A 22,280-nucleotide genomic window follows, 5' to 3' on the forward strand; every position below is an offset into this window, starting at 1 on the left:
CTACCCCTTGGCGAAGGGGGAGCGTGTACCTTTCTGGTACCATCTGTTCTACATATGCGCTGCCTCCGGTTTTTTCTGCTGCTTTTGCTTGAGTGCGTGCCCCTAGCTTCGGCGGTGCGGGCACAGGCACCGCAGCAGTTCCTGAAGCAGTTTGGCACCGCAGAAGGGCTCCCGCAGCCATTCATTTACGCCCTCCATCAAGACCGCGCTGGCTACCTTTGGATTGGAACTGGGGAGGGTTTGGTCCGCTTTGATGGCACCACGTTTCAAGCCTTTACTACCAAGGAAGGTCTCGCCGAAAACTTCGTGACCCAGCTAGCTGAGGATCCGAAGACCGGGCAATTATGGGTAGGGCACTATCAAGGAGGTCGTTCGCACAGTGAGGACGCTGGATTTAGTGCCGCCCCGAAAACTGCCCGCGGCCCTTTTCGTGCGCAATCGGGCCTACCCATACCTGACAGTTCGCAACTGGGCGCATTTAAGCGTCGTTACCATCCAGCACTAGCTTCTGGAACAGCTATAAGTTGCTTACTGCGCGACCAGGAGGGCACCTTTTGGATAGGCACTTCTGGCCAGGGTTTGTGGCGTTTGGTGGATGCTCATGTAACCTTGTTTCCTAGCGCCACCCGCCTAACAGCGCTAGGTGGCACCGGTCGGCAAGTACTGGCAGGCACTGCAACTGGAAAGCTGCTACGCGTGTACCAGCAAAAAGGACGACTAGCCTGGTCACCAACACTGTCGGTTATTCCAGGTAGTATTACTTCCCTCCTCCCCCTACTAAGCAGCAATAGAGTAGTGGTAGGAACTGATGCAATCGGAGTTTGGCAGCAGACTTTCCCGAGGGCGCAGCCCTCTGCTGCGCTTGCTCCTGCGTCAGATGTATTAACGAAAACTTCCTCATTACCGTCTGACTTACATGTAACTACGCTGGCACGCGACGCGGCACAAGCCCTGTGGATAGGTACTATTGGAGAAGGAGTTTTTCGGGTAACGAAAGACGAAACGCAGCACTATACAACAGCAAGCGGCCTACTACAGAATGATGTGTACGCCATCTTGCCAGACCACCAAGGCCGGGTGTGGTTTGCAACCCACGGTACTGGCTTGGCGGTACTCGAAAAAGGCCGCTTTACCGTTCATCGTCTTGTGCCGGGTGGCATAGATGCTACCACCCTGGCCGAAGACGCTGCCGGCCGCGTTTGGGTTGGCACGGAAGGCGACGGATTGTTTTGCTACGAGAATAATCAGTTTCGGCAATTCACAACCACCAATAGCGGTATTGCCAGCAACTACTGCTATGGCTTGGTTCCAACATCGGGAGGCTTGCTAGTGCATCATCGCAACGGGTTGTCGCTGGGGCGGACGTACACATTTGCGCCGTTTACTACGCCGGACAACCCCGTCATTCACGATTTGCTTCCCAATGCCTCGGCGGTACTTCCCCACCTTGACTCAACTGTACTGCTAGCCGCCAGAAATGGATTGGTGCACGTGCAGTTACCGGCCCAATTGCCGGCCCGCAGCAGTCCTGTTTCTCTAACAGAAGTTGAAATTGACGGGGAACGGCAACGAGTCACTCAACCACTGCACTTGGCGGCTGGCCTGCACCGAGTAACGTGGTTTTTTCGGGTTGCCAGCCTATCTCCTTCCGGCACTTGGCAGTACCAATACCGACTACGTGGTTTTCATGACCATTGGAGCCGCCCATCCAGCCTTGCAGAAGCAGATTTCCCGCGGCTTGATGCTGGACAATACGTACTGGAAGTTCGAGCCCGCCGCGGCTCCGACGGTATGTGGAGTCAGTCCGTTTTTTCCCCTCTGCACATCGCCACACCTTTCTGGCGCACTTGGTGGTTTGCGGTCCTGGTACTAGCGGCTGGCCTAGGATCAGCCTACGTATTTACGAGGCTGCGCACGGCTAACCTGCGGCGTCAGAAGTTGCAACTAGAAAATACCGTACGGGAGCGCACGGCAGAATTGCGGCACGAGAAAGACACTACCGAACGGATTAATGCCGAATTGGTAGTAGCGCGCGATGCAGCCGAAGCGTCGCGCCGGGCGAAAGCACAGTTTTTGGCCAACATGAGCCACGAGATTCGCACGCCCATGAATGCCGTCATTGGTCTCACTCATCTGCTTCGTAACACTCCCGTTACCGAAGAACAAGGCGAGTACTTGGCCGCTATTCAATCATCGTCGCAGAATCTCTTGGTTATCATAAACGATATCCTAGATAGTTCGAAGATTGAAGCGGGCAAACTTACCTTGGAGCGTACTCCCTTGCGCCTACCAGAAGTAGTTGAGCGAATTGCGCGGATGTTTCAGTTCGCCACAGAATCGAAAGGCTTGTATTTCCACACCGAGGTAGCACCCGACGTGCCTATTGCTATGCTAGGCGACGCGGTACGACTAACTCAGGTGCTGGTGAATTTGGTGGGCAATGCTGTCAAGTTTACGACCACAGGAGGAGTTACGCTACGGGTATCAACCCAAGCTGGCCTAGGGGCCGAGCAGCCCTTGATACGATTTGCAGTGCTTGATACGGGCATTGGCATTGCCGCTGAGAAACTAGACGCCATCTTCGAGGACTTTTCTCAGGCCAATACAAGTACTACGCGTCAGTTTGGAGGCACGGGGCTAGGCCTGAGCATTGCCCGCAACCTCGTGCAACTGCACGGCGGGCGGTTGTGGGTAGAAAGTGTAGAAGGAGCAGGCTCCACATTCAGCTTTGAAATTCCGTGTACGGTTGTGGATGCTGCAACTGTGCGTCCCGAAGCAGTAGGCTCGTTGGCTCCATTTGTCCCTGCCCTACGCGTGCTCGTAGCCGAAGACAATGACCTCAACCAACTGGTAGCGCGCAAAACCTTAGAGGCCTGGAACGTAGAAGTTACCATTGCTGCCAATGGTCGCTTAGCTGTGGAAGCAGCCCAAACTGCGCCATTTGATGCCGTATTACTTGATGTGCAAATGCCAGAGATGGATGGCTACGAGGCGGCGCGCCAGCTTCGTATGTTGTTCCCCAGCGCTGAACAGTTTCCGCTCATCGGCCTAACCGCATCTGCCCTACCCGAAGATAGGGTGCTGGCGTTGGAAGCAGGCATGAACGACACCTTGGCCAAGCCGTTTGATCCAGCTGTTCTATACGCACGCCTAGCTTTCTATACGGGTCGCCAAGTGACGGAAAGTCTTTCAGGCACACCCCCTACCCTACCTGCTTCCGCTGAAGTATCTTCCCATGAGTATGCAGCTAACCACGTAACCGTACGCTGGGAGTTGCTCGAAGAGTTATCGAGTGGGAATGAGGGATTCATCCATAGCATCATTCACACCTTCCTTGCCCAGGCTCCCCAGCTAGCTACTGAGTTGCAAGCCGATTCTAGCCCTATAGTTTTGCGCCAGGTAGCCCACAAGCTACGCGGGCAAGCTGCCTATTTTGGCTTGGACTCGCTAACTGAACGTCTGGAGCTTTTAGAGGACAAGCGAACCTCTTTTTCTGCCCCCGAACTGATAGCTCATACAAGCTACATACAACAAGAGCTGATGCTGGTGTATCCAGTACTGCGTCAGCGCCTTGGCATGAACAAGCTTGCTGTATAAATACGCTAAGACAACATCTACATTTGACGCTACCTATGCCCGATTCTACCACCCCTCTGCGCTGCTTGGTTGTTGACGATGACCCTTTGTCCATTCAGATTGTTGAAACGTGCATTGCCAATACTTCCTTCCTCACATCCATTGGAAATTGCGAGAGTGCTGTAGCTGCGGCGGAAGTGCTTCGTACGCAACCCGTCGACCTTCTCTTTCTGGACGTCGAAATGCCGCTGATGTCGGGTCTCGATTTATTGGCGACACTTGAAAATCCGCCCCTGGTTATTCTCATTACCAGCAGTAAAAGCTACGCGGTGGAAGCTTTTGAATACGATGTACTTGACTATGTAGTGAAGCCCATTAGCTACGCTCGTTTTCTGAAAGCTGCCCAAAAAGCGTTGGAAGCAACTGAAAGCAGCACCACCGCTCCTACTGATACAATCCAGGCAGCACAGAATCCGCAATTCACTTTTGTCAAAGTCGAGAACAGATTGGTAAAAGTGCTTTTCGACGACGTGCGGTACGTTGAAGCCCTCGGCGACTACGTGCATATTGTAACGGGTACCAGCAAGCTTATTGTGTACAGTACTATGCGAGCTGCGGAGGAGAAATTTCCTACTAGCTTGTTTGCGCGAGTACACCGGTCCTTTATTGTCAACCTGAAGCGAGTTCAGTCAATAGAGGATAATACCATTTTGATTGGTAGTAAGCACATCCCAATTGGCCAGACCTATCAACGCGAGGTTTTTCAACGCCTAAATAAGTTTTGAGTATTTCTGTAGTCGTACACTCTATACAATGGTTGCGGGCAGCCGGTAGCACTACTTTGCTGGGCTGCCTACTAAGTGGCTTGCTCTTAGTTACCCAGCCGGCGTGCGCCCAAAATGCGGGTGACACGCTAAGTGTCAGCTGCCCGGCCCCTCGGGTGGTACCATTGTGCGTGGAGTTAGACGCGCGCCGAGCCATTGACCCGGATGCCGGCCCGCTGACTTTTCGTTGGAGCATGGGCGATGGCACCCTACTTACTGGGCCCGTCGTGTCGCATTGCTATCAGGAACGGAAGCTTTACACAGTACAACTCGATGTAGTGGAGGAAGCTACTGGTGCTGTGCGCACCGCTGAGAAGCTTATACCAGTAGATTTCACCAAAGAGACGGTAGTAAATTTTCATCCTTCAACTGACACCGTTCGCGTAGGCCAATCCATCACCTTCGATGCTGCGGATTCACAGCTACCCTTGTGTAGCAACGTGGTAGTTCTCTGGGATTTTCGGGACGGCTACGTTACCAATGGGCGGCAGGTGGCTCACAGATTTCGCCGAGCTGGACAGTATACCGTGCGGATGAGTTTACGCGGCAACGGTCCTGGTAGCTGCCCCGATAGTCACTGTGTCAGTCGCATAATAGTGGTACTACCTTAATTGACTGCATGGCATCCCGTCATTTCGTCCGTTTACGCCATCTCTGCACACCTAGCTTGTCATTATCAATGAGCTTTTGTGTAATCAGTTCAAGTAGCTCGCTCAACTTCCAATAAAATACCGCTTACTGTTCATACTTCCATTTTGGTAGGCTTTGCTTCTACGCTTGCACTACCAAACCACACCTGCGTAATTAATGAAGACTTTTAGCTTTTGCTTGTTTCTAATTTTAGCTAGCGGCATTTCTCATGTCACGCACGCGCAACAGAGCCCATCTACCCTCAAAGCGCAAGCAATAGAGGATACGCGCCGTTTGGCAGCTCGCATTTCATTGGATGATGCGCGCTCAATGCAGGTGCGTCGGCTTGTGCTGGAACGGCTTACGCAGGAAAACGAAATAACAACTCAGTACGCCAACGACCCCGCCATGATGCAGAATAAGCTGCACGACCTTGAACGGCAATATGGCGAGAAGCTAAAAAACATTCTAACTGCATTGCAGTACCAACGTTACGTAGCCCAACTCTCTCCTACTGGGCCGGCACAACTAAGCTCTGGAACTCAGTCAAGTAATCGGTAGAATAAACGCGTTTACTTCAGAGGCGCAGCTGATTACTCCCGCGTGCAAGAAGGTGGTAATCAACTGCGCCTCTAAAACAAGTGCTATCCTACATAGTCGCGGCTAGCTTGCTCATTAGCACGCTGCTCCTCTTCTAGTCGGTGCAAGATGGTGAGGGTGAAGGCCCAAAGATCTTCATAGGGCACGATTTCAATTTCTCCGTAGGCTTCTCCCGGTTGGGGAGCCACCCGCAGTTTCTCCAGTAGAGGCGCCGCCTTCTGCTCGCACTGGCGTGCTACGAAGTTTTCTTTTACAGTTAGCAGGAGCATACGAAAGAACAGCTGACTGCGCAGAGTTGCCGGATTACGCAAGTGACGCTGTTCGTACTTACGCAAACCGTCTAGTCGTGCTAGCAGCCCTTCAATGTCGCGGCGGCGAAGGAAATACAGAAATTGCAAGATCAGGATGGCTACGTTGTATCCCTGTTTGTCGCGGCTATAATCGGGAACCGTTTGCACCAATTGAGCAAAGTGGCGCATCTTCACTGGCGACTGCTCTGGTTGCACCAGTTGAATATACGCTTCGTACAGCTCCCACCGCTGCTGTGCCGCCGGTCGCTGCTTGCGGTAATACGGGTTCTTACGAGCCTGCTGTAGCAATTCATAAGCCTGCCCATACTGACTCGCGTGCATAGCCAGCAGCAGGTAGATTTCCAGGTAGTAAAACCAGTTTCCCGAAGAGTAATGGAAATCTTTGAAGTACTCTTCAGCAAGCTTCAATCCTTTTTTAGCTTGTCGGCACTGCAAGTGTGCGTACACGCTCATGTAGTTATTAAAGCGCTTATCGAAACGCATCTCGTTCACCTTGCCCTGCTTTCTGGCTTTCTCCGTAGCTGCTGTCAGCCGAATAATTTCCGCATAATTACCCGTTAGCTCTTCCCGCGACATCTTCGTGACGTACAGAAAATAGAATGTGTTATACGTCTTAGCCTTCTTATGAAGCTGTTCTAAGCGCTCTAAGGAGGAAGGCAATTGTTTAAGAATAAACTGCCGCCAACGCACCTTCTGCTGAGAAAATACTTTTATTTCAAAGAATAGCTGTTCAGCTTCGTCTTCTAAACTCAGTGTTTGCTGAAGTTCTTCTAGCTGTTTGTTCATCGCTTTGAAACGAGCTGCGTTACGAGTTTCCGCATAGAGAATGCGTAGCATTCGCACGCACATCACGGCGTATTGTGTCAGTTCGGCATCAGTTGCCACTTTTAAGGATTTTCGAAACAGCCGTTCGGCTAGTTTATACTCGCCCTCTCCTAATAGAATACGCGCCTGGTGTAACAAACCCAAGCATTGCTGCTCATGCCGACGCGACACAACATGTCGTACATCCGTGTGATCTAAGAAATAGAGATGGTTCAGCAGTTTTTGCTGCACCCGCGACTTGAGCTTTCGGAACGTGGTCTGGCTACGGGCATCAGTAGCTCCGTACAAGCTTTTAACTATCTTGTTTTGAGTTGTATTAGGATCTTCTTCTAATAATCGAACCAGTTGTAAATCTTTGCTGGCTGCATTACGAGCAGAGAAGTCTAGAAAAGGGAGTACTGCCAACCGACGATCGGTCACAATTTTAACTAGCGTAGTAAGTTCGTCCATCAGAAAAGCCTATTTCAAGCACCTTATGCCACTTTTTACAATATACACAATCATAAAATCCACGTCACAAAAATTAAATAAACTGCCTTTACATGTCCTATGTGACCTGTGACCTTTGTATAATGGCTAATCATGCCTTATTTCCTGGCATTATGTCACAAAAATGGGCATATCGTCCAGGTTATACTTCCGTATTTTTCACTAATAATGCCTTCATTATGAAATAGAGGGCCTTGGAAGCAAAGATTTCTTTTTCCAAAGGCTGCGATTTTGAGGTCACGTTTACCGGTTTTCTTTCCTTTACGCCGGCTAGTTTGGTCCCCACATTTGTGTCAGTCAACCACCTGAACCACAAATAATTCCAAGCATCATGTTCCAAATCATCGCCATCGCTCTATTTCAAGTTTCTACTTTCGCTGCTTCTCCTGCCCAGCAGTCGGTTCTGACTTCTTCTACCTCGCAAATTCTTGGCCACGGCACTAGCGGCTGGGGTGAAGGTCAGGTTGTTGCGGCCCACGGCACTAGTGGCTGGGGTGAAGGTCAGGTTGTTGCGGCTCACGGCACCAGCGGCTGGGGTGAAGGTCAGGTTGTTGCGGCCCACGGCACTAGCGGCTGGGGTGAAGGTCAGGTTGTTGCCTAATGCACCTTTCGTAGAGGATAGTACTCTCTGATTCTCTGTAGGTATTTTTAAACGTGGTAACTTGCCACGCAGCTTGTACTGCGCAGTTACCCGTTCATGAAGCGAATCCTCTTCGGTCTGTTGTTGCTACTTTGGAGTAGTATAACAGGATGTTCTCCTTCCGCTACCTCTGCAACGCCCGACACCGTGCGTATCCGGTGGGCGCGGGACCCGGAGAACCTTGATCCGCTTATCGCCAATAACCCAAGCTCGTACGAGGTAAGCACTTTGCTGCACTGCTCGCTGCTTAATATCTCAGATACTGGGCGCAACATAGTGCCGTGGCTGGCGGCAGCTTCCCCGCAGGTTGAACGCCTCGGTGATTCATTGATGCTAGTAAGTTACAGCCTGCGCCCTGAGGCTACCTGGGACAACGGCAAGCCAGTCGTGGCTCAGGATGTGGCGTTCACGCTGAAGATGATGAATTGCCCGGGGCTACCCACTGAAATGGATCAAGCTATGTTCCATTTCATCCAGGATATCCGCCTCGACACAACCGATAGCCGCCGCTTCACGCTGGTGTGTACTGGGCAGTCATCTGACTACGTCCGCAATTCAGGTGACTTTTCTATCCTACCTGAGTACGCACTAGATCCTAAAGGCTCATTACGCTCTGTTTCTATCCGCGAACTACGCTCGGGAGCCGCAACCGCATACGCATCCGTTACTAGCTTCGTACAACGATATCAGGCTGCGCAGCTAGCTCAGCACCCGGATAATTTACCAGGGTGTGGTCCCTACCAGCTAAAAAACTGGCAACCCGGACGCTTTCTAACCTTCACTCGCAAATTGAAGTGGTGGGGAGATGCTCTTGCTAAGGCACCACCGATTTTGCGTGCGGTTCCTAAAAGTATTACCTATCAAATTATTCCAGACGCAGGCACAGCAATGCTTGCGCTTCGAAGAGGCGACATTGACTTATATCCGTTAATGCCTGCTGCTGAATTCGCTCGCCTTCGACGTTCGGATGCCGACCGCGCTAGGTTGAGCTTTTATACGGTGGATTCATACGAATGCGTTGTTGCTAACTTCAATACGCGTCAACCAACGTTGCAAGACCGATTTACACGACAGGCGCTGTCAGCTTTGTTTGATGTACCAGGTCTGATTCGTGCTACCCAACAGGGCGCTGCATACCGAAGCGCTAGCATCGTTAGTCCGCGAGTACACCCTTACTACAATGACAGCTTACCGTTACCTACCTATGATACACAGCAGGCTATAACGCTGTTACGAAAGGCTGGCTGGCGCGAGGTAAATGGTCAGGGTTGGGTGCGTAAGCAAGCAGGTAAACTTCTGGAGCTTCGCCTTTCACTCAGCTATCGGGCAGGGGACCCCGCTCTAGAAGCGGCTGCTCTTCAGTTTCGAGCGGCAGCGACGGCCATACGCATTCCGGTAGATCTTCGTCCTACCGAAGCCTCTTTGCTCGTACAACAACTCCGAGAAGGCACTACGGAAGTGAGTTTGCGTAGCATAGGGGGCAACCCTGCCGCGTATGACTTCACCCCCCTTTTTCATTCGAATAGCACCTCTCTGTACAACTACTCTGGTTTTGGGACTCCTGCCAGCGACCATCTTATAGAGGCTATTGTACAGACACCTGATACAGCGCAAAAAACTCGCTTACTGCGTCGTTTCCAACGCTTACTTTACACTGAACGGCCCATTTACGTATTGTACTTCTTGCAATACCGAATAGCAGCAGCCCGGCGCCTTGGGCGAGTGCCTGTGACCTCCATCAAGCCGAGTTACCGCGCCAACGCCATTGACTTTTCACCAGTAACTAAATAGCTGGTAAATGGGGCGCTATCTGCTTTTTCGCTTAGGCCGAACTGTATTAGCAGCATGGGGCATCCTGTCTATTATCTTTCTACTAACTAGGTGGGCAGCTACCGATATCGGCTTGCAAACATTGCAAGACGCACCTACGCTTGGCAGAGGATTATCAGTAGGTGAACAAACCCGTATAGCACAGCAAGTTCGTCAGCGCTATGGGCTTGATCTTCCAGTATTTTACCTATCGGTATTAACATCAGATACCGATACTCCTGCTTGGCACCCCCACTGGCATTGGAATGGAACACGCAACCAATACCATCGGTGGCTACGAGGGGTAGTGCAAGGTGATCTTGGAAATTCCTACCGCGAGGGCACGCCCGTAACGAAACTATTGCTACAAGCATTACGCTACACGCTACCGCTTACTGTCTCGGCAACGTTCTTAGCCACTATTAGTACTGTCTTGCTCGCTTCTTGGGTAAACTACTATAATAGGTGGCGTGGTTTGGTACTGGCTATACTTCACGGTATTCAAGCGCTGCCTTTGTTTCTGGTAGCACTGGGCTTGTTGCTGCTATTGGCCAATCCGGATGCGTTGAACTGGTTTCCGGCCTTCGGGTTAGGCGATGATACGGAGCAATACAGCTCTTGGAGTGAGGAGTTGCTGCAATACCTCCGCCACTTAGTTTTACCTGTTTTTAGCTTACTTCTGGTGGCACTGCCCGGGTTCGTGGTGCAACTGGATGGTGCTATGCAGCAAGAACTAAGGGAACCATACGTAGCCACGGCCCGCGCAAAAGGAGCTCCACCAGTGCAGGTTGTTCGGAAACATGTGTTGCACAATGCCTTGCTGCCAGTCCTCCCTTTATTTACAGAGTTATTACCTAGTATGGTAACGGGCTCTGTGGTAGTAGAGATGGTATATGCCTTGCCAGGCATGGGGCGCTTGTTCGTTGAAGCTGCTGCCCAACAAGATCTTCCTGTTCTGCTGGGAGTTGTGCTACTAGTAGCAATAGCGCGGCTAGCAAGCCAGTTACTTGCCGATGCCCTGTACCAGTGGGCTGACCCGCGCATTCGCTTGCACATATGACTCGTCGGCTCTCGTTTGCGCAGTGGCTTGCGGTTAGTTGGCTTCTGCTAGTGGTAGTCAGTGCATGTATTGCTCCCACTTCTTCTCCTGTTCCCGATTTACTCCATACCCAGGAGCCTCCGTTTCAAGATCCCCACTGGTTGGGAACCGACCCCTTGGGGCACGATGTGTTACAGCTCCTACTAGCTGGTGCTCGCACCACGCTACTCATCAGCATTCCAACGGCTGTTTTGGCCTCCCTGCTAGGCGGTGCAGCGGGTAGCGTAGCTGGTTTTTGGGGCAACAGCACTTATCAGGTGCAGCGTGCTAGTGCAGCGGCGGGGGTGATAGGTGCGGTCATTGCATTGCTATTTATACCTCAGCTACGCACTAATCCTTTTCCTGTAGGGCTAGTAATAGGAGTTTTGAGCTGCACCGTTTATTACGCACTCCGACGTACTAGTTGGGGTCAACGGCAAATAGCGGTGCCAATAGATAGTATGGTGCAAGCACTAATTGCGCTACTAGACTCTATTCCGCTACTATTGCTGGTTCTTGCAATTGCTGCCGTACAACGCCCTTCATCCATGGGCTTGGTTGTATTACTCGTCCTGACCTGCTGGACTACCCCAGCTCGCCTACTGCGTGCCGTGACTTTACGGACCAAGGCCTTGCTTTTTGTGGAAGCCGCCGTTGTTGCTGGGTTGCCCACTCTCAGAATCTTGCGGTACCATATTTGGCCTAATACCTGGCCGGTATTACTAATCCGTTTGCCACTCAGTATTGCCATCATTATTGGACTTGAAACGACCTTGTCGTTTCTTGGAATTGGGCTAGCCCCAGAAGTTGCTAGTTGGGGGCGATTACTAGCAAGCATTCGGGTGGCGCCAGCAGCATGGTGGCTTTTGGTGTGGCCTGGGGCAGCCATATTCTTCACCATTCTAAGTCTGCACACCTTAGTAAGCACTAAAATTACGGGGTTTGACAAACATCTAGATGTCACAAAATAGCCTATTTTTTCACATCACAATCTAGCCAACAATCTATGTACGCACACTACCTTCTAAGCTTTCGAGCAGCAGAAAAGGATTTTAGAGATTGTGCAGTTTTAGCGAGATTTAAATCAACTTAATTTTTAACAATAAAACTAGCAATTATACAAGTCACAATTTTGATAAAAGTGTCCTTTACAACCCTATAGTTACCCCCTTAATATTGTCATGTGGAACGGCACATAAGGAGAAGATAAGGGGTCACTTTTATTAAGTTCTTTTTACCGTTTTACATGAATTCGCTCCTTGTCAATCGTCCACATGGCAAAGCACTTCGGACGTTGATACTTGAGATGATGGCGCGGCACACCGTAACGGTAAATGCCAAGCATTATCTCACAATTGACGGGGAATGCATTCCATACGCGGCCGGGTCCGCAGCACTGCGTAAGGGCGCTGCAATCTTGGTTGGTGGCTTATTCGTCGGAGTAGCCACGTCATCTGATGACTAATTTTTAGATTTTTTGTACTAGCCTGCGCAGTTGCTCGCAGCAAGGCTACGTACTATAGGTTGTTGCAATAGGTGTGTGAAAATCCCGTAGGCATTGTCTACGGGTTTTTTTTTCTTGCTTGTTAGCCCAATTTTCTACTACTCTCAGCCCAATACGCGAACGACCAAATGTCGTGTAGGACATCTGGTCGTTCGCGTATTGGGCTGAGGTCTTACGCTAGCTGCATCTGCTGAGCCAGAAGCGCAATTCCTTCTTGGAAGGAATGAGGCTGATAGCCTAAATCCCGCTCAGCTTTTTCGATAATAAAACCCGTACGTGCTGGCCGCCGCGCTGGCTGCGCAAATGTACTAGCGTCTACTTGGACTAAGAGTGACTTATCCAGGTGAAAGTAATCGGCTACCTGAAGGGCCATCTGGTACGGAGTAAGCATTTCACGCCCGCTGAGATGATAAATACCCGTGGCATCGTGCTTAGCAGCTAACCAGCAGCCAAGTGCTAAATCTTCGGCTAGCGTAGGCGTGCGATATTGGTCGCTTACTACACTAATTTGCTTGCCTGCCCGTAACGATTCGCGCACCCAAAGTACAATGTTGGTCCGGCCATATTCATGGGCAGTGCCATACACCAACACGGTGCGCAAAATAGCCCAAGGAGACTTGCAAGCTTGCACCGCTTGCTCAGCAGCTAGCTTACTCTTACCATAAAAATTGACGGGACCAGGGGCGGCCTCTTCCGACAGGGGACCTACTTCACCGCTGAAGATGAAATCGGTGCTGACGTGAAGCAGGTGGGTACTCGTTTGCTCACACGCAGCTACTAAGTTCTGCACGGCCGTCACATTTTGCTCCCAACATGCTTGCTGGTTCAGCTCACACTCATCCACGTTGGTCATAGCGGCCGTGTGAATGAGATGCGTGGGTTGCTCCTGCAGTATAACTTGCTGCACCTGAGCGACGTCCGTAACATCGAGGAAAACAAAGCGTACCGATGGATACATTGACGCTAGCTTGTTACGTCCCCGAGAGGTAGCTAAGAGTTCCACATCTGGCTGCTGGTGCAGCAATGCTACTAACTTTTGCCCCAGTAAGCCATTGGAGCCGGTAAGAAGAATTTTCATGTAGTGATGAGTTAGCGACGCGCGAGCCAGGTAGGAGCTTACTCGTATTGATAGCCGTATAGCTCCGTGATTTTCTTCTTTTTCAGCTTTTCTACTTTCACCGTCATCTTAATATCCGTGAGCGGACGATCACGCTCGGCGGTGGGTTGAGCTGCAATTTTATCTACCACATCCAGCCCGCTGATAACCTGGCCAAAGACTGTATACGCTCCGTTGAGGTGCGAAGTACCCCGGTGGTTTTCAACAATGTAGAACTGAGAAGCACTGCTGCTCCGCTGGGGATTGACAAAATCGGGGGAGCGGGCTGCCGCTACGGCCCCGTACTTATGGGTAAACTCGGGTCGTATCTCGGCCGGAATCATTTTCTCATCGGGTGAGCCAGCCCCATCATTGCTAGGGTTGTCGTCTTTGGAGTTCACATCACCGCCCTGAATCATAAAGTCAGGAATAACCCGATGGAAGGTAGTGCCATCGTAGAAGCCACTCGTCGCTAGCTTCAGGAAGTTGGCTTTGTGCAACGGGGTCTGATCAAACAGAATCAGTCGAATAGCACCTTGGGGGGTGGTGATAGTAACTACTTCGTCCTTTTTACTTTTTCGGGGGCCTTTGGCGGCGACTACCAGAGGAGCTACCAGGAGTAAGGCACCTAGCAGCAAGGCGAAGCGGGACAGGAATGGAATACGTGACATACAAAATCAGTTTTGACGAGGCAAAATTACGCGCTTTCGGTAGCCGCAGTTTGAAATTCTATCCGTGACAGATGCACCACATGCACTTATTACCACCAGCAGTCCGCTCAAAGCCTCCTGGGTACCTACCCTAGCTATCCTTTTATGTGGGCGCCCCAGACTGAAGCCGCTGTACGGGTAGCAACAACGGGCGCAGCATTTGTACTAAAATCTCGACTATACGACCGAAGCTCGACTAATTCTGCTTAGAGACGTATGGAGGCCAGCACTTCGTCCGTTTTTCTTCCCCTCACTTCATCGTATGACTTCACCTTCTACGCCTGTTGCCCCTCGCACCCACTGGTTTCCTATGCTCCTGCTGGCCGCCTATTTAGTCGAGTTTGTGGTGCTGGGCATTGCCCCAGCGGAGCGCGGAACATGGTGGGCCGAGAACGTTCCGATTTTTCTTATTGTGGTGGCCTTGGTAGTGCTGTATGTGCGCGGCGTACGGTTTTCCAATCTCGCCTACGCCCTGATGAGCGTGCTTTTGTTTATGCACACCATTGGCGGCCATTATACTTTTGAGAAAGTCCCGTTTGACTGGTTCAACAACCTGTTTGGCTTCAAGCGCAACATGTACGACCGGGTAGCCCACTTCACGGTGGGATTTTACGCCTACCCTATCATTGAACTAACGGACCGCAAAGGCCTTATTCAGAGCCGTTTCATTGCTACCTTTTTCCGCTCTGCGTAATTGGCACCGTAGCCATGACCTACGAATTGATAGAGTGGGTATATGCCGTAAAGGCCGGCGGAGAAGCTGGTGCTGCCTTTCTTGGTAGTCAAGGTGACATTTGGGACGCCCAGAAGGACATGCTAGCAGACACCAGCGGAGCCGTATTTGCACTGATAGTATACGCCTTATTCGGACGCGCACCCAAAGCTTAAACCAGGACAATAAAATCTATCTACCTCAGTAACAAGCAACAGGCCGGTCCCGCAAGGTGACCGGCCTGTTGCTTGTTACTGAAGCTACTTTCCCGCCTACAACGCCACGTTGCGCTCCTGACGGATATCGTTGAGGATCTGCTGCCCACCGTGGGCTAGCACGCTTTCCGCAATACGAACACCTAAGTCTTCGGCCTGGTCCGCTGAGGCCGTTTGCTGCTCATCAATGAACTGCTGACCATCAAGGCTAATCAGCCCGCCGTGCAGATGCACCTCCTGCCCATTGGAGCTTAGCGTGGCCAGAGCAAACGATGGAATACTGCAGCCGCCTTCCATCGTGCGCAGGAAAGCCCGTTCGGCCCGCAAGCATACGTTAGTAGCTGGGTGGTTGAGAATACGCTCCAGTTCGCTCTTAAGAGTTGGGTCTAAGTTGCGGGCACTTTCAATAGCTACGCTCCCCTGGCCAGTAGCTGGGATATATTGCGTCTCCGGCAACACGTACCGGATAAGATTATCATATTCCATCCGGTGTACTCCCGCATAGGCCAAGACTAGCGCATGATACTGGCCTTCCTCCAACTTGCGGAGGCGAGTTTGGAGGTTTCCGCGGGCCTCGGCCGTAGTAGCATGGGGCAGGAAGCGCCTCAGCATGGCCTTGCGGCGGGTGCTGCTAGTGCCCAGCACAAGGTCTGGACGCTGCAAATCAAGGTTGGGGTCGAAGCTGACGATTACGTCGTTTACTTGCTCACGCTCCAAAAAAGCCAGCAACTCTAGATCAGCCGGGATAGTACTCTGCACGTCCTTGGCGCTGTGCACAGCAATATCAATGTAGCCCGTGCGGAGGCTTTCTTCCAGCTCTTCCGTGAACACGCCCTTAGCTCCAATTTTGTCTAGGGAACGGTCTAGGACTAGGTCGCCGGTAGTGGTGATGATAACTATTTCTGTGGCGAGGCCAGCAGCGTTGAGGCGGTCGGCAACGTGGTGCGCCTGCCACAGCGCCAGCTTGCTACCGCGCGTTCCAATGCGAATTGTTTTCAAAGCAGAAAAATAAAAAGCACAATCTGAAAAAGAGCCGCTTTCTTTAAGCTGCTCCCGGCTCTCAACCGCTTTCCGCTTACCTCAGCGAAAAGAGAAGTACATCCTGGCTAAAGGCCTTTGCAAAGATACGGCGCCCACCCAGCAAGGTAGTTACTATACCAAGTTTAGCACTTGCTATATCAATTTAGCAAGTTGTATTTTATGCGTAATTAGCGTATTTAGGCCGTTTTTAGAAGTTCTGCCACCCGCAGACACGTGTCCACGAAAACCATGCGGGGGTTAGCATTGCGCTCTACATGGTAGTGCGCTTCGTTCAGCTCCTTTGTAATAGGCTCTGCGTTGCGGGGTGTAACGAAGCGGCTAAACCCTTGCACAAATTGCTGCTCGTTAGCGGCCAAATGAGGCACTAGTTTCGCATCGAGTCCGAAAAGGAGCACCTTGCGCAATAGCACCAGCGCGTACTGTAACAGCTCCTTCTGATTTTCCCGACCCAGCTTCTGAAAATCGTCGCTGATGGCGAGCATCTCCCCTACGTTGTTGCTGTAGCATAGTCGCATCCACTTTACAAAGAAGGTAAAGTAGTCGTGGTCGGCACTGTTGCTGGCTTGCGCCACTAGGGCAGTGCCAGGGTTACCTTCGGCTAGCTGGGCCAGCTGCCGAGCTTTCACCTCCGGGATCTGATGCGTATCGCGTAGCCACGCGAGCAGATCTTCTTCAGGTAAGGGCCGAACCACTACTGGCTGCACGCGGCTAATGATAGTAGGCAATAGCTGCTCAGGAGCATTGCTCACCAGCAGAAATACCGTAGCGGGTGGTGGCTCTTCCAGCAGCTTCAATACAGCATTGGCCGCTGAAGGATGCATCAACTCTGGCAACCAAATAATTACGATTTTGAACTGTGCCTCGAATGCCTTCAAGGAAACGAGCCGCAGCAGTTGCAGACTTTCTTCCTTGGATATGCTCCCCTGCTTGTTGTCGGCCCCAATGTGCTGCATCCAGTCGTTGAGCCCCTGGTACGGATTCTCCAACACGAAGGTGCGCCACTCGGCTGCAAACTTGCTGCTGACGGCATCTTTAGGTACAGCCTTCGTGGTCGTAACGGGTAGGATGAAGTTGAGGTCAGGATGAATGAGCTTGTCAATTTTCTGACAACTCGGACAGTGCCCGCAGGAGTCAGCATCCGTGGCCGAGCGGGTTTCGCAGTTCAGGAAGGTAGCGTAGGCCAGGGCAAGAGCCAGGGCTGCCGAACCTTCGGCCCCACGAAACAGCTGGGCATGCGCCACATGCTGTCGTTGCACACTCCCAATAAGAAGCTGCTTAACTTGCTGCTGACCCGGTATTTCTGAGAAACGCATTTGTTAAAAAAGAAACTACAAACTGCTCCTGATGGCTCTCTATCACTAGCCTCACCGTTTAGTAGGCTTGCAAAGAATAGCGCCTAGAAACTGGTTGGCTTACCCGGCGCTTACAACTCTATGCCTGCCTGTGGAGCAGCCGGTGTGCTTTTCTCCCACACGCGGTCTTTGGCAGTAACCTCGTACACGTGCTGCATAATAGCTTGCTCAGTAGCATCATACGAAAGCTGACGACGCGCCATTACGCGTTCTGCTACTTCCGCCACTTTGGGCAGTTTGAAGGTTTCAAAACCTGCCGCTCCGCCCCAGCTAAAGCTCGGAATGAAGGTGCGCGGGAAGCCAGCCCCGAAAATATTGGCTCCCACGCCTACCACCGTGCCGGTATTAAACATGGTATTGATGCCGCACTTGCTATGGTCGCCCATCATCAGCCCGCAAAACTGCTGGCCCGTGTTGACGAAACGACCTGCCGAGTGGCTCCAAATTTTAACGGGCGCGTAGTTATTCTTCAGGTTAGAAGTGTTTGTATCGGCGCCCAAATTGCACCACTCCCCTATCACAGAGTTGCCCAGGTAGCCATCGTGGCCTTTGTTGGAGTAGCCCAGCACAATGCTGTTGCCTACCTCGCCACCTACTTTAGAGTAGGGCCCTACGGTGTTGTCGCCGCGCATTTTGGCCCCCGCGTTGATGTGCGAGCCTTCGCAAAGCGCCAAGGGTCCGCTGATAATAGCGCCTTCATGCACCTGGGAGTTTTTACCCAGGTAGATTGGGCCGTTCTCGGCATTGAGAATAGCAGCCCGGATTTTCACGCCGGGCTCAATGAAGATATCCTCCGGCGCGTACACGATAGTGTGCACATCCCCCACCGGCGCCGACTGCCGACCACGGGTGAGCAAGTCAAAGTCGCGGCGGATTTCGGCTCCGTTACGCAAGAATAAATGCCACACGGCCTGAATGACCGTAGCGGGCTCCGCTACCTCATGGGTGCGTTGGAAACCATCCTGAATCAGTTCGGCTACCTGGGTGGCGTCGGCGAGGTGAGCTGCCACCAGGGTTTCCTCGTCAAACAGGGCTTCACCCGGCGCTAGTGCCTGTACCTGTTTCGTTAGCACATCATCGGGGCACACGGCTCCGTTGATGAGCAGCGCAGCGCCTTGGGTATTGCCAGCCGGAAATTTGGCTTGCAAGTACGCCTCCGTCAGATACCCTACCTCTGCTACTCCCAAGCGGTGCTGCCATTTCTCAGCCAGAGTAAGAATGCCACAACGTAGTGCAGCCACGGGCCGCGTGAAGGTGAAGGGCAACAGTTGGGGCCGAATGGCCGGATCATCAAAAAGCAGAACGCGCATAGGTACAAAAAACTTAAAGTGGGCGGGATACAGGCCCGGCGCTGGTTTTTAGCTAGTGCAAGTATAAAAAAACTCCCGCCAGGCGAGCCAGCGGGAGTTTCTATTCGCTCATGCCACGTGCCTTTGAAAAAGCACCTGCCACGGGAAATTACTTCTTCTTGTTGTAGCGGTTCATGAACTTCTCTACGCGGCCAGCCGTGTCGAGGAGCACGTTTTTGCCAGTGTAGAAGGGGTGCGACTCGCTGCTAACTTCCACCTTGATAACGGGGTAAGTCTTGCCGTCTTCCATCGTGATGGTCTCGTTCGAGTTCATGGTCGAACGGGTCAGGAATTTGAAGCCGCTAGAAGTGTCTTGAAACACAACTTCGCGATACTCGGGGTGGATGTCTTTTTTCATGGTCGTAATGCCGTTTGTACCTGAGTGCCTGCCGATTTTGCGGAAGGGACTGCAAAAGTACATGTTACGTTCGGATTTCAAAAGCATACCATTACTTTTCCGTTACGTCCGAGCCCGCTCGGAACCTGGGTAGTCAGAATTGGTTATGTTTGGCAGCTACTACCGTATTGACAACTGTTACTACTACACGCATCTGCCTATGTATCATCGTATGTTCACGCTCTCATTTGTGCTGTTGGTTGGTTCTGTTGGAGGGCGTGGTTCCGATGCTACCTCGTTTCAAGCAGCTTATGATGATGCCGCCGTGCGGGTGGAATGGGAAGTAAGCAGCGAAATCGGCATTCAGAAGTACGAGCTAGCGCGCAAAGCTTCCAACGAAGCTGAGTACAGCCACCTCGCGGCTATTGAGCCCAATGCTCAGCACCGCTACCAGTTTATCGATCAGGAGATCAACCAAGAGATAAGTAGCTCGTCGGTTACTTATCGCCTCACCATCTGTAATACGGCGGGCGGCCAGCGTTACCAAACTACCTTTACCCCTATGCCAGGCGCCATGCAACGCTCCTGGGACACGATAAAATCGATGTTTCGGTAGGTGGGCGCGGACGGGCAAAAGCTGATTTATTCGTTGTTTTGTTTCTCGCCGGCTCGACCGGCTTTTTTATGTCGTGCAGATGACAGAACCGTAGCTTGTATAGCTTCTGTCACCTTACTGCTTCATTTTCTTTACCGCTATGCGTCTTTGCTTCGCTTCTAACAATGCCCACAAGCTGGATGAAATCCGGCCGTTGCTACCAGACTTCGTTGAGCTGCTGAGCCTGGCGGATATCGGCTGCCAGGAAGAGTTGCCCGAAACGCAGGAAACTCTGGAAGGTAATGCCCGCCAAAAGGCCCAGTACGTGTGGGACCACTACGGCGTGGCCTGCTTTGCCGATGACACCGGCCTTGAAGTGGCAGCACTAGACGGGGCGCCCGGCGTGTACTCAGCGCGCTATGCTGGTCCCCAGCGCCTAGCTGCCGATAATGTGCAGAAGCTCCTGCAAGAGTTGGCGGAACATGAGGACCGCTCGGCTCAGTTCCGAACGGTAGTGGCCTTGGTGCTACCAACTGGCGCGGTGCACACCTTCGCGGGCTCGGTAGCAGGCATGATTACGGAGGAAGTGCGCGGATTGGATGGCTTTGGCTATGACCCCGTTTTTCAGCCTTTAGAAGGCGACGGCCGCACTTTCGCGGAGATGACTCTGGCAGAAAAAAACGGCATTAGCCACCGCAGCCGGGCCGTGACGGAGCTAGTTGCGTTCCTCAACCAAGTGCAGTAATATCCTCTGAAGGAGCTGCCTTTCCTGATTTCTGTTCTTCTCCGCTTCAAACTTCTTACTTTTGCAGGGTTGGCCCCGCCGGTACGGGCCTATTCCCCCCTCCATGCAACACCCTTTCATCGTCGGTATCACGGGCGGCAGCGCCTCCGGTAAAACCACCTTTCTGCGCCGGCTGCTGGCCTCGTTTCCCGAAGAAGAAATCTGCCTGATTTCCCAGGACAACTACTACCACCCGCGCGAAATTCAGCAGGTAGATTCCCAGGGCGTCACGAATTTCGACTTGCCCTCTAGCATTGATTCGCAGGCGTACGCGGCCGATGTACTTCGCATCAGCCAAGGCCTAGAGGTGCGCCGTCAGGAATACACGTTCAACAACCCCAACGTGAAGCCTGCGGAACTCGTGTTTCGGCCTGCGCCTATTGTCGTGGTAGAAGGCATCTTCGTGTTCTACTTCGAAGAAGTGGCCAAGCTGCTCGACCTGAAGGTTTACATTGATGCCCGGGAGCACGTGAAGCTACAGCGCCGCATTGTGCGCGACCGGGACGAGCGGGGCTATGACCTGGAGGATGTGCTCTACCGCTACACCAACCACGTAGCGCCTACCTACGAGAAGTACATCAAACCCTTTAAGCACGACGCCGACATTATCATTCCCAACAACCGGCATTTCGACCAGGGCTTGGATGTACTAGTGGGTTACTTGAAAGGCAAGATTCACTCCAGCACTATATAAGTACTACCCGAATAAAAAGCACAAAAGCCTCGCTGCCCTATCCGGCACCGAGGCTTTTGTGCTTTCTGGCCTATGTTACATCACCCAAAGTGGCTGCTTAGGCTGAATAACCTTCTGCTTCTTTAAGTACTGCGCGGCAGCAGACAGTTTCGCCCGGTCATGCACATTAATAAGAATCAGTGGCCCGGTTGTACTGGTCAGGCTAAGAACAAAGTCCTGCTCCGGCCGCAGGCGCTGCTTGCTTAGGCTAGGCCAATTTTTCTGCAAATAGCGCAACGTAGCGGCGTGCTCCTGGGTGATAATTATGATCGGCAGATACACTCCCTCTTTGGCCGTAGCCAGTGTTTTATCCTTGTTTAGGATGGGAGTTGACGTGAGGGTATAGGTACTGCGAAATGCGTCACGGAAGGGTTGCAGCACTGGTGCCGCCGGGTCGGTATCGGTCCAGTACAGTGCTTTGCGGAACAGGTTTACGTACTCGGTGGCAGCATATGGGAAAGTAGCATCGAAGGTGGCGACTACTTGCCGCACAAATACGCTATCTATAGTGCGGCCATTGGCAATGTAGCTTTCTACTTGCGGATAAATGGCTTTGGCATACCGATCATTGTAGTCGTCGTGGTACCACTCGCCACTTTCTGTTTGGCCGGCCTGCTGCTTGTAAATCCATTCGCCGGCAGCAGTAGCCAGGCCTTCTTCCATCAAAGAGTAGGCATAGCGCCAAGCAGGTGAGCCGCTGTACTGGTACCACCGCTCCATTTGCTGCTGCAACTCCTGCCGCTGCTGCATAGAAAGCGAGTGGCTCATTTCGTGAAACATGACGGTGCTGCCCGACACGAAATCGGTGGAAGCGGGGTGGCAGTCGAGTAGCACGATGTTGCTGGCTACCGTGGCGGAGTTGGTGAATGTAGTAGCGGGCCCAGGCAATGGGCTTAGCAGAATGCGGTACGGCACTTCATTCGGCCAGCTGCTGCCGTAAAAGGTGCGCAGCCGGGTAAAGTGCTTGAGCAGTTGTTTTTGGTTGAGGTAGGCTTGGTAAGCCTCTCGCTCCTGAGTTAGCTGAGTTTGGTAGGGATACCAGAGCAGCTCCTCAAAGGCACGGCTCAATG

Annotated in this window: 21 protein-coding genes; 13 read left to right on the top strand and 8 right to left on the bottom strand. The window is 52.2% G+C overall.

The window, feature by feature from the left end; all coding sequences use genetic code 11:
* Positions 1–54 precede the first annotated feature (54 nt).
* The 4 genes from CHB83_RS05835 (at position 55) to CHB83_RS05850 (ending at position 5,591) form a co-directional block, all read left to right on the top strand.
* Complete coding sequence (locus CHB83_RS05835) at positions 55–3,597, top strand: hybrid sensor histidine kinase/response regulator (RefSeq protein WP_089331988.1); 3,543 nt, start codon at positions 55–57, stop codon at positions 3,595–3,597.
* Positions 3,598–3,632: 35 nt separating this feature from the next.
* Positions 3,633–4,361, top strand: a complete 729-nt coding sequence (locus CHB83_RS05840) for a LytR/AlgR family response regulator transcription factor (RefSeq protein WP_089331989.1) — start codon at positions 3,633–3,635, stop codon at positions 4,359–4,361.
* An 80-nt stretch (positions 4,362–4,441) separates the two neighbouring features.
* Positions 4,442–5,011, top strand: a complete 570-nt coding sequence (locus CHB83_RS05845) for a PKD domain-containing protein (protein WP_179225466.1) — start codon at positions 4,442–4,444, stop codon at positions 5,009–5,011.
* A gap of 217 nt (positions 5,012–5,228) precedes the next feature.
* Positions 5,229–5,591 (top strand): hypothetical protein, encoded by a 363-nt coding sequence (locus tag CHB83_RS05850; protein ID WP_143437013.1) that lies wholly within the window; start codon positions 5,229–5,231, stop codon positions 5,589–5,591.
* 83 nt (positions 5,592–5,674) lie between these two features.
* Here CHB83_RS05850 and CHB83_RS05855 read toward each other — a convergent pair whose 3' ends face one another.
* The gene (locus CHB83_RS05855; RefSeq protein WP_045690254.1) at positions 5,675–7,216 is read right to left on the bottom strand and encodes a phospholipase D-like domain-containing protein; all 1,542 of its coding nucleotides are present in this window, start codon (positions 7,214–7,216) and stop codon (positions 5,675–5,677) included.
* Positions 7,217–7,586: 370 nt separating this feature from the next.
* On the opposite strand from CHB83_RS05855, the gene CHB83_RS05860 reads away from it, so the two are divergent.
* The 4 genes from CHB83_RS05860 (at position 7,587) to CHB83_RS05875 (ending at position 11,753) form a co-directional block, all read left to right on the top strand.
* Complete coding sequence (locus CHB83_RS05860) at positions 7,587–7,856, top strand: hypothetical protein (protein ID WP_089331991.1); 270 nt, start codon at positions 7,587–7,589, stop codon at positions 7,854–7,856.
* A 96-nt stretch (positions 7,857–7,952) separates the two neighbouring features.
* Positions 7,953–9,686: an ABC transporter substrate-binding protein gene (locus CHB83_RS05865; protein WP_089331992.1), complete on the top strand. Its 1,734-nt coding sequence runs from the start codon at positions 7,953–7,955 to the stop codon at positions 9,684–9,686.
* 451 nt (positions 9,687–10,137) lie between these two features.
* A complete protein-coding gene (locus tag CHB83_RS23760) occupies positions 10,138–10,764 on the top strand; it encodes an ABC transporter permease (protein ID WP_179225467.1) in 627 nt (208 codons plus the stop codon).
* The gene (locus CHB83_RS05875; RefSeq protein WP_089331994.1) at positions 10,761–11,753 is read left to right on the top strand and encodes an ABC transporter permease; all 993 of its coding nucleotides are present in this window, start codon (positions 10,761–10,763) and stop codon (positions 11,751–11,753) included. Before CHB83_RS23760 ends, CHB83_RS05875 begins: the two co-directional genes overlap by 4 nt.
* A gap of 705 nt (positions 11,754–12,458) precedes the next feature.
* Here CHB83_RS05875 and CHB83_RS05885 read toward each other — a convergent pair.
* On the bottom strand, positions 12,459–13,364 hold the full coding sequence (locus CHB83_RS05885; RefSeq protein ID WP_089331995.1) for an SDR family oxidoreductase: 906 nt from the start codon (positions 13,362–13,364) through the stop codon (positions 12,459–12,461).
* A 38-nt stretch (positions 13,365–13,402) separates the two neighbouring features.
* Entirely contained in the window at positions 13,403–14,053 is a 651-nt protein-coding gene (locus CHB83_RS05890) for a peptidylprolyl isomerase (RefSeq protein WP_045690486.1), read from the bottom strand.
* A 301-nt stretch (positions 14,054–14,354) separates the two neighbouring features.
* Between CHB83_RS05890 and CHB83_RS24200 the strand changes: the two genes are divergently transcribed.
* On the top strand, positions 14,355–14,786 hold the full coding sequence (locus CHB83_RS24200) for a DUF2238 domain-containing protein (RefSeq protein WP_262490727.1): 432 nt from the start codon (positions 14,355–14,357) through the stop codon (positions 14,784–14,786).
* A gap of 14 nt (positions 14,787–14,800) precedes the next feature.
* Entirely contained in the window at positions 14,801–14,980 is a 180-nt protein-coding gene (locus CHB83_RS24205) for a DUF2238 domain-containing protein (RefSeq protein WP_262490728.1), read from the top strand.
* Between the two features lie 96 nt (positions 14,981–15,076).
* Here the strand turns inward: CHB83_RS24205 and hemC are convergent, their stop codons facing one another.
* From hemC to CHB83_RS05915, 4 genes are all read right to left on the bottom strand, one after another.
* Positions 15,077–16,018, bottom strand: a complete 942-nt coding sequence (gene hemC / locus CHB83_RS05900; RefSeq protein WP_089331996.1) for a hydroxymethylbilane synthase — start codon at positions 16,016–16,018, stop codon at positions 15,077–15,079.
* Between the two features lie 218 nt (positions 16,019–16,236).
* Positions 16,237–17,373, bottom strand: coding sequence for a DNA polymerase III subunit (locus tag CHB83_RS05905; RefSeq protein ID WP_089331997.1), 1,137 nt, complete (start codon positions 17,371–17,373; stop codon positions 16,237–16,239).
* 110 nt (positions 17,374–17,483) lie between these two features.
* Positions 17,484–18,722, bottom strand: a complete 1,239-nt coding sequence (locus tag CHB83_RS05910) for a GlmU family protein (RefSeq protein WP_089331998.1) — start codon at positions 18,720–18,722, stop codon at positions 17,484–17,486.
* 148 nt (positions 18,723–18,870) lie between these two features.
* Positions 18,871–19,119 (bottom strand): type B 50S ribosomal protein L31, encoded by a 249-nt coding sequence (locus CHB83_RS05915; protein WP_045687428.1) that lies wholly within the window; start codon positions 19,117–19,119, stop codon positions 18,871–18,873.
* Positions 19,120–19,330: 211 nt separating this feature from the next.
* Here CHB83_RS05915 and CHB83_RS05920 point away from each other — a divergent pair, with 211 nt between their 5' ends.
* The 3 genes from CHB83_RS05920 to CHB83_RS05930 all read left to right on the top strand — a co-directional run bounded on the left by CHB83_RS05920 (position 19,331) and on the right by CHB83_RS05930 (position 21,171).
* Positions 19,331–19,714 (top strand): hypothetical protein, encoded by a 384-nt coding sequence (locus CHB83_RS05920; protein ID WP_045687412.1) that lies wholly within the window; start codon positions 19,331–19,333, stop codon positions 19,712–19,714.
* A gap of 139 nt (positions 19,715–19,853) precedes the next feature.
* Positions 19,854–20,438 (top strand): RdgB/HAM1 family non-canonical purine NTP pyrophosphatase, encoded by a 585-nt coding sequence (gene rdgB, locus CHB83_RS05925; protein WP_045687413.1) that lies wholly within the window; start codon positions 19,854–19,856, stop codon positions 20,436–20,438.
* Positions 20,439–20,541: 103 nt separating this feature from the next.
* A complete protein-coding gene (locus CHB83_RS05930) occupies positions 20,542–21,171 on the top strand; it encodes a uridine kinase family protein (RefSeq protein ID WP_089332143.1) in 630 nt (209 codons plus the stop codon).
* A 75-nt stretch (positions 21,172–21,246) separates the two neighbouring features.
* Here the strand turns inward: CHB83_RS05930 and CHB83_RS05935 are convergent, their stop codons facing one another.
* Positions 21,247–22,278, bottom strand: a complete 1,032-nt coding sequence (locus tag CHB83_RS05935) for a hypothetical protein (RefSeq protein ID WP_089331999.1) — start codon at positions 22,276–22,278, stop codon at positions 21,247–21,249.
* Between the last annotated feature and the right edge of the window lie 2 nt (positions 22,279–22,280).

The sequence above is a fragment of the Hymenobacter mucosus genome (genome assembly GCF_900188255.1).
In the GTDB taxonomy this organism is placed as follows: domain Bacteria; phylum Bacteroidota; class Bacteroidia; order Cytophagales; family Hymenobacteraceae; genus Hymenobacter; species Hymenobacter mucosus.

What these genes read in the sequence shown, in the direction of transcription:
- CHB83_RS05835 (WP_089331988.1), top strand. Translation starts at nt 55, where the DNA reads ATGCGCTGCCTCCGGTTTTTTCTGCTGCTTTTGCTTGAGTGCGTGCCC.
- CHB83_RS05840 (WP_089331989.1), top strand. Translation starts at nt 3,633, where the DNA reads ATGCCCGATTCTACCACCCCTCTGCGCTGCTTGGTTGTTGACGATGAC.
- CHB83_RS05855 (WP_045690254.1), bottom strand. Translation starts at nt 7,216, where the DNA reads ATGGACGAACTTACTACGCTAGTTAAAATTGTGACCGATCGTCGGTTG.
- CHB83_RS05860 (WP_089331991.1), top strand. Translation starts at nt 7,587, where the DNA reads ATGTTCCAAATCATCGCCATCGCTCTATTTCAAGTTTCTACTTTCGCT.
- CHB83_RS05865 (WP_089331992.1), top strand. Translation starts at nt 7,953, where the DNA reads ATGAAGCGAATCCTCTTCGGTCTGTTGTTGCTACTTTGGAGTAGTATA.
- CHB83_RS05875 (WP_089331994.1), top strand. Translation starts at nt 10,761, where the DNA reads ATGACTCGTCGGCTCTCGTTTGCGCAGTGGCTTGCGGTTAGTTGGCTT.
- CHB83_RS05885 (WP_089331995.1), bottom strand. Translation starts at nt 13,364, where the DNA reads ATGAAAATTCTTCTTACCGGCTCCAATGGCTTACTGGGGCAAAAGTTA.
- CHB83_RS05890 (WP_045690486.1), bottom strand. Translation starts at nt 14,053, where the DNA reads ATGTCACGTATTCCATTCCTGTCCCGCTTCGCCTTGCTGCTAGGTGCC.
- CHB83_RS24200 (WP_262490727.1), top strand. Translation starts at nt 14,355, where the DNA reads ATGACTTCACCTTCTACGCCTGTTGCCCCTCGCACCCACTGGTTTCCT.
- CHB83_RS24205 (WP_262490728.1), top strand. Translation starts at nt 14,801, where the DNA reads ATGACCTACGAATTGATAGAGTGGGTATATGCCGTAAAGGCCGGCGGA.
- CHB83_RS05905 (WP_089331997.1), bottom strand. Translation starts at nt 17,373, where the DNA reads ATGCGTTTCTCAGAAATACCGGGTCAGCAGCAAGTTAAGCAGCTTCTT.
- CHB83_RS05910 (WP_089331998.1), bottom strand. Translation starts at nt 18,722, where the DNA reads ATGCGCGTTCTGCTTTTTGATGATCCGGCCATTCGGCCCCAACTGTTG.
- CHB83_RS05915 (WP_045687428.1), bottom strand. Translation starts at nt 19,119, where the DNA reads ATGAAAAAAGACATCCACCCCGAGTATCGCGAAGTTGTGTTTCAAGAC.
- CHB83_RS05920 (WP_045687412.1), top strand. Translation starts at nt 19,331, where the DNA reads ATGTTCACGCTCTCATTTGTGCTGTTGGTTGGTTCTGTTGGAGGGCGT.
- rdgB (WP_045687413.1), top strand. Translation starts at nt 19,854, where the DNA reads ATGCGTCTTTGCTTCGCTTCTAACAATGCCCACAAGCTGGATGAAATC.
- CHB83_RS05930 (WP_089332143.1), top strand. Translation starts at nt 20,542, where the DNA reads ATGCAACACCCTTTCATCGTCGGTATCACGGGCGGCAGCGCCTCCGGT.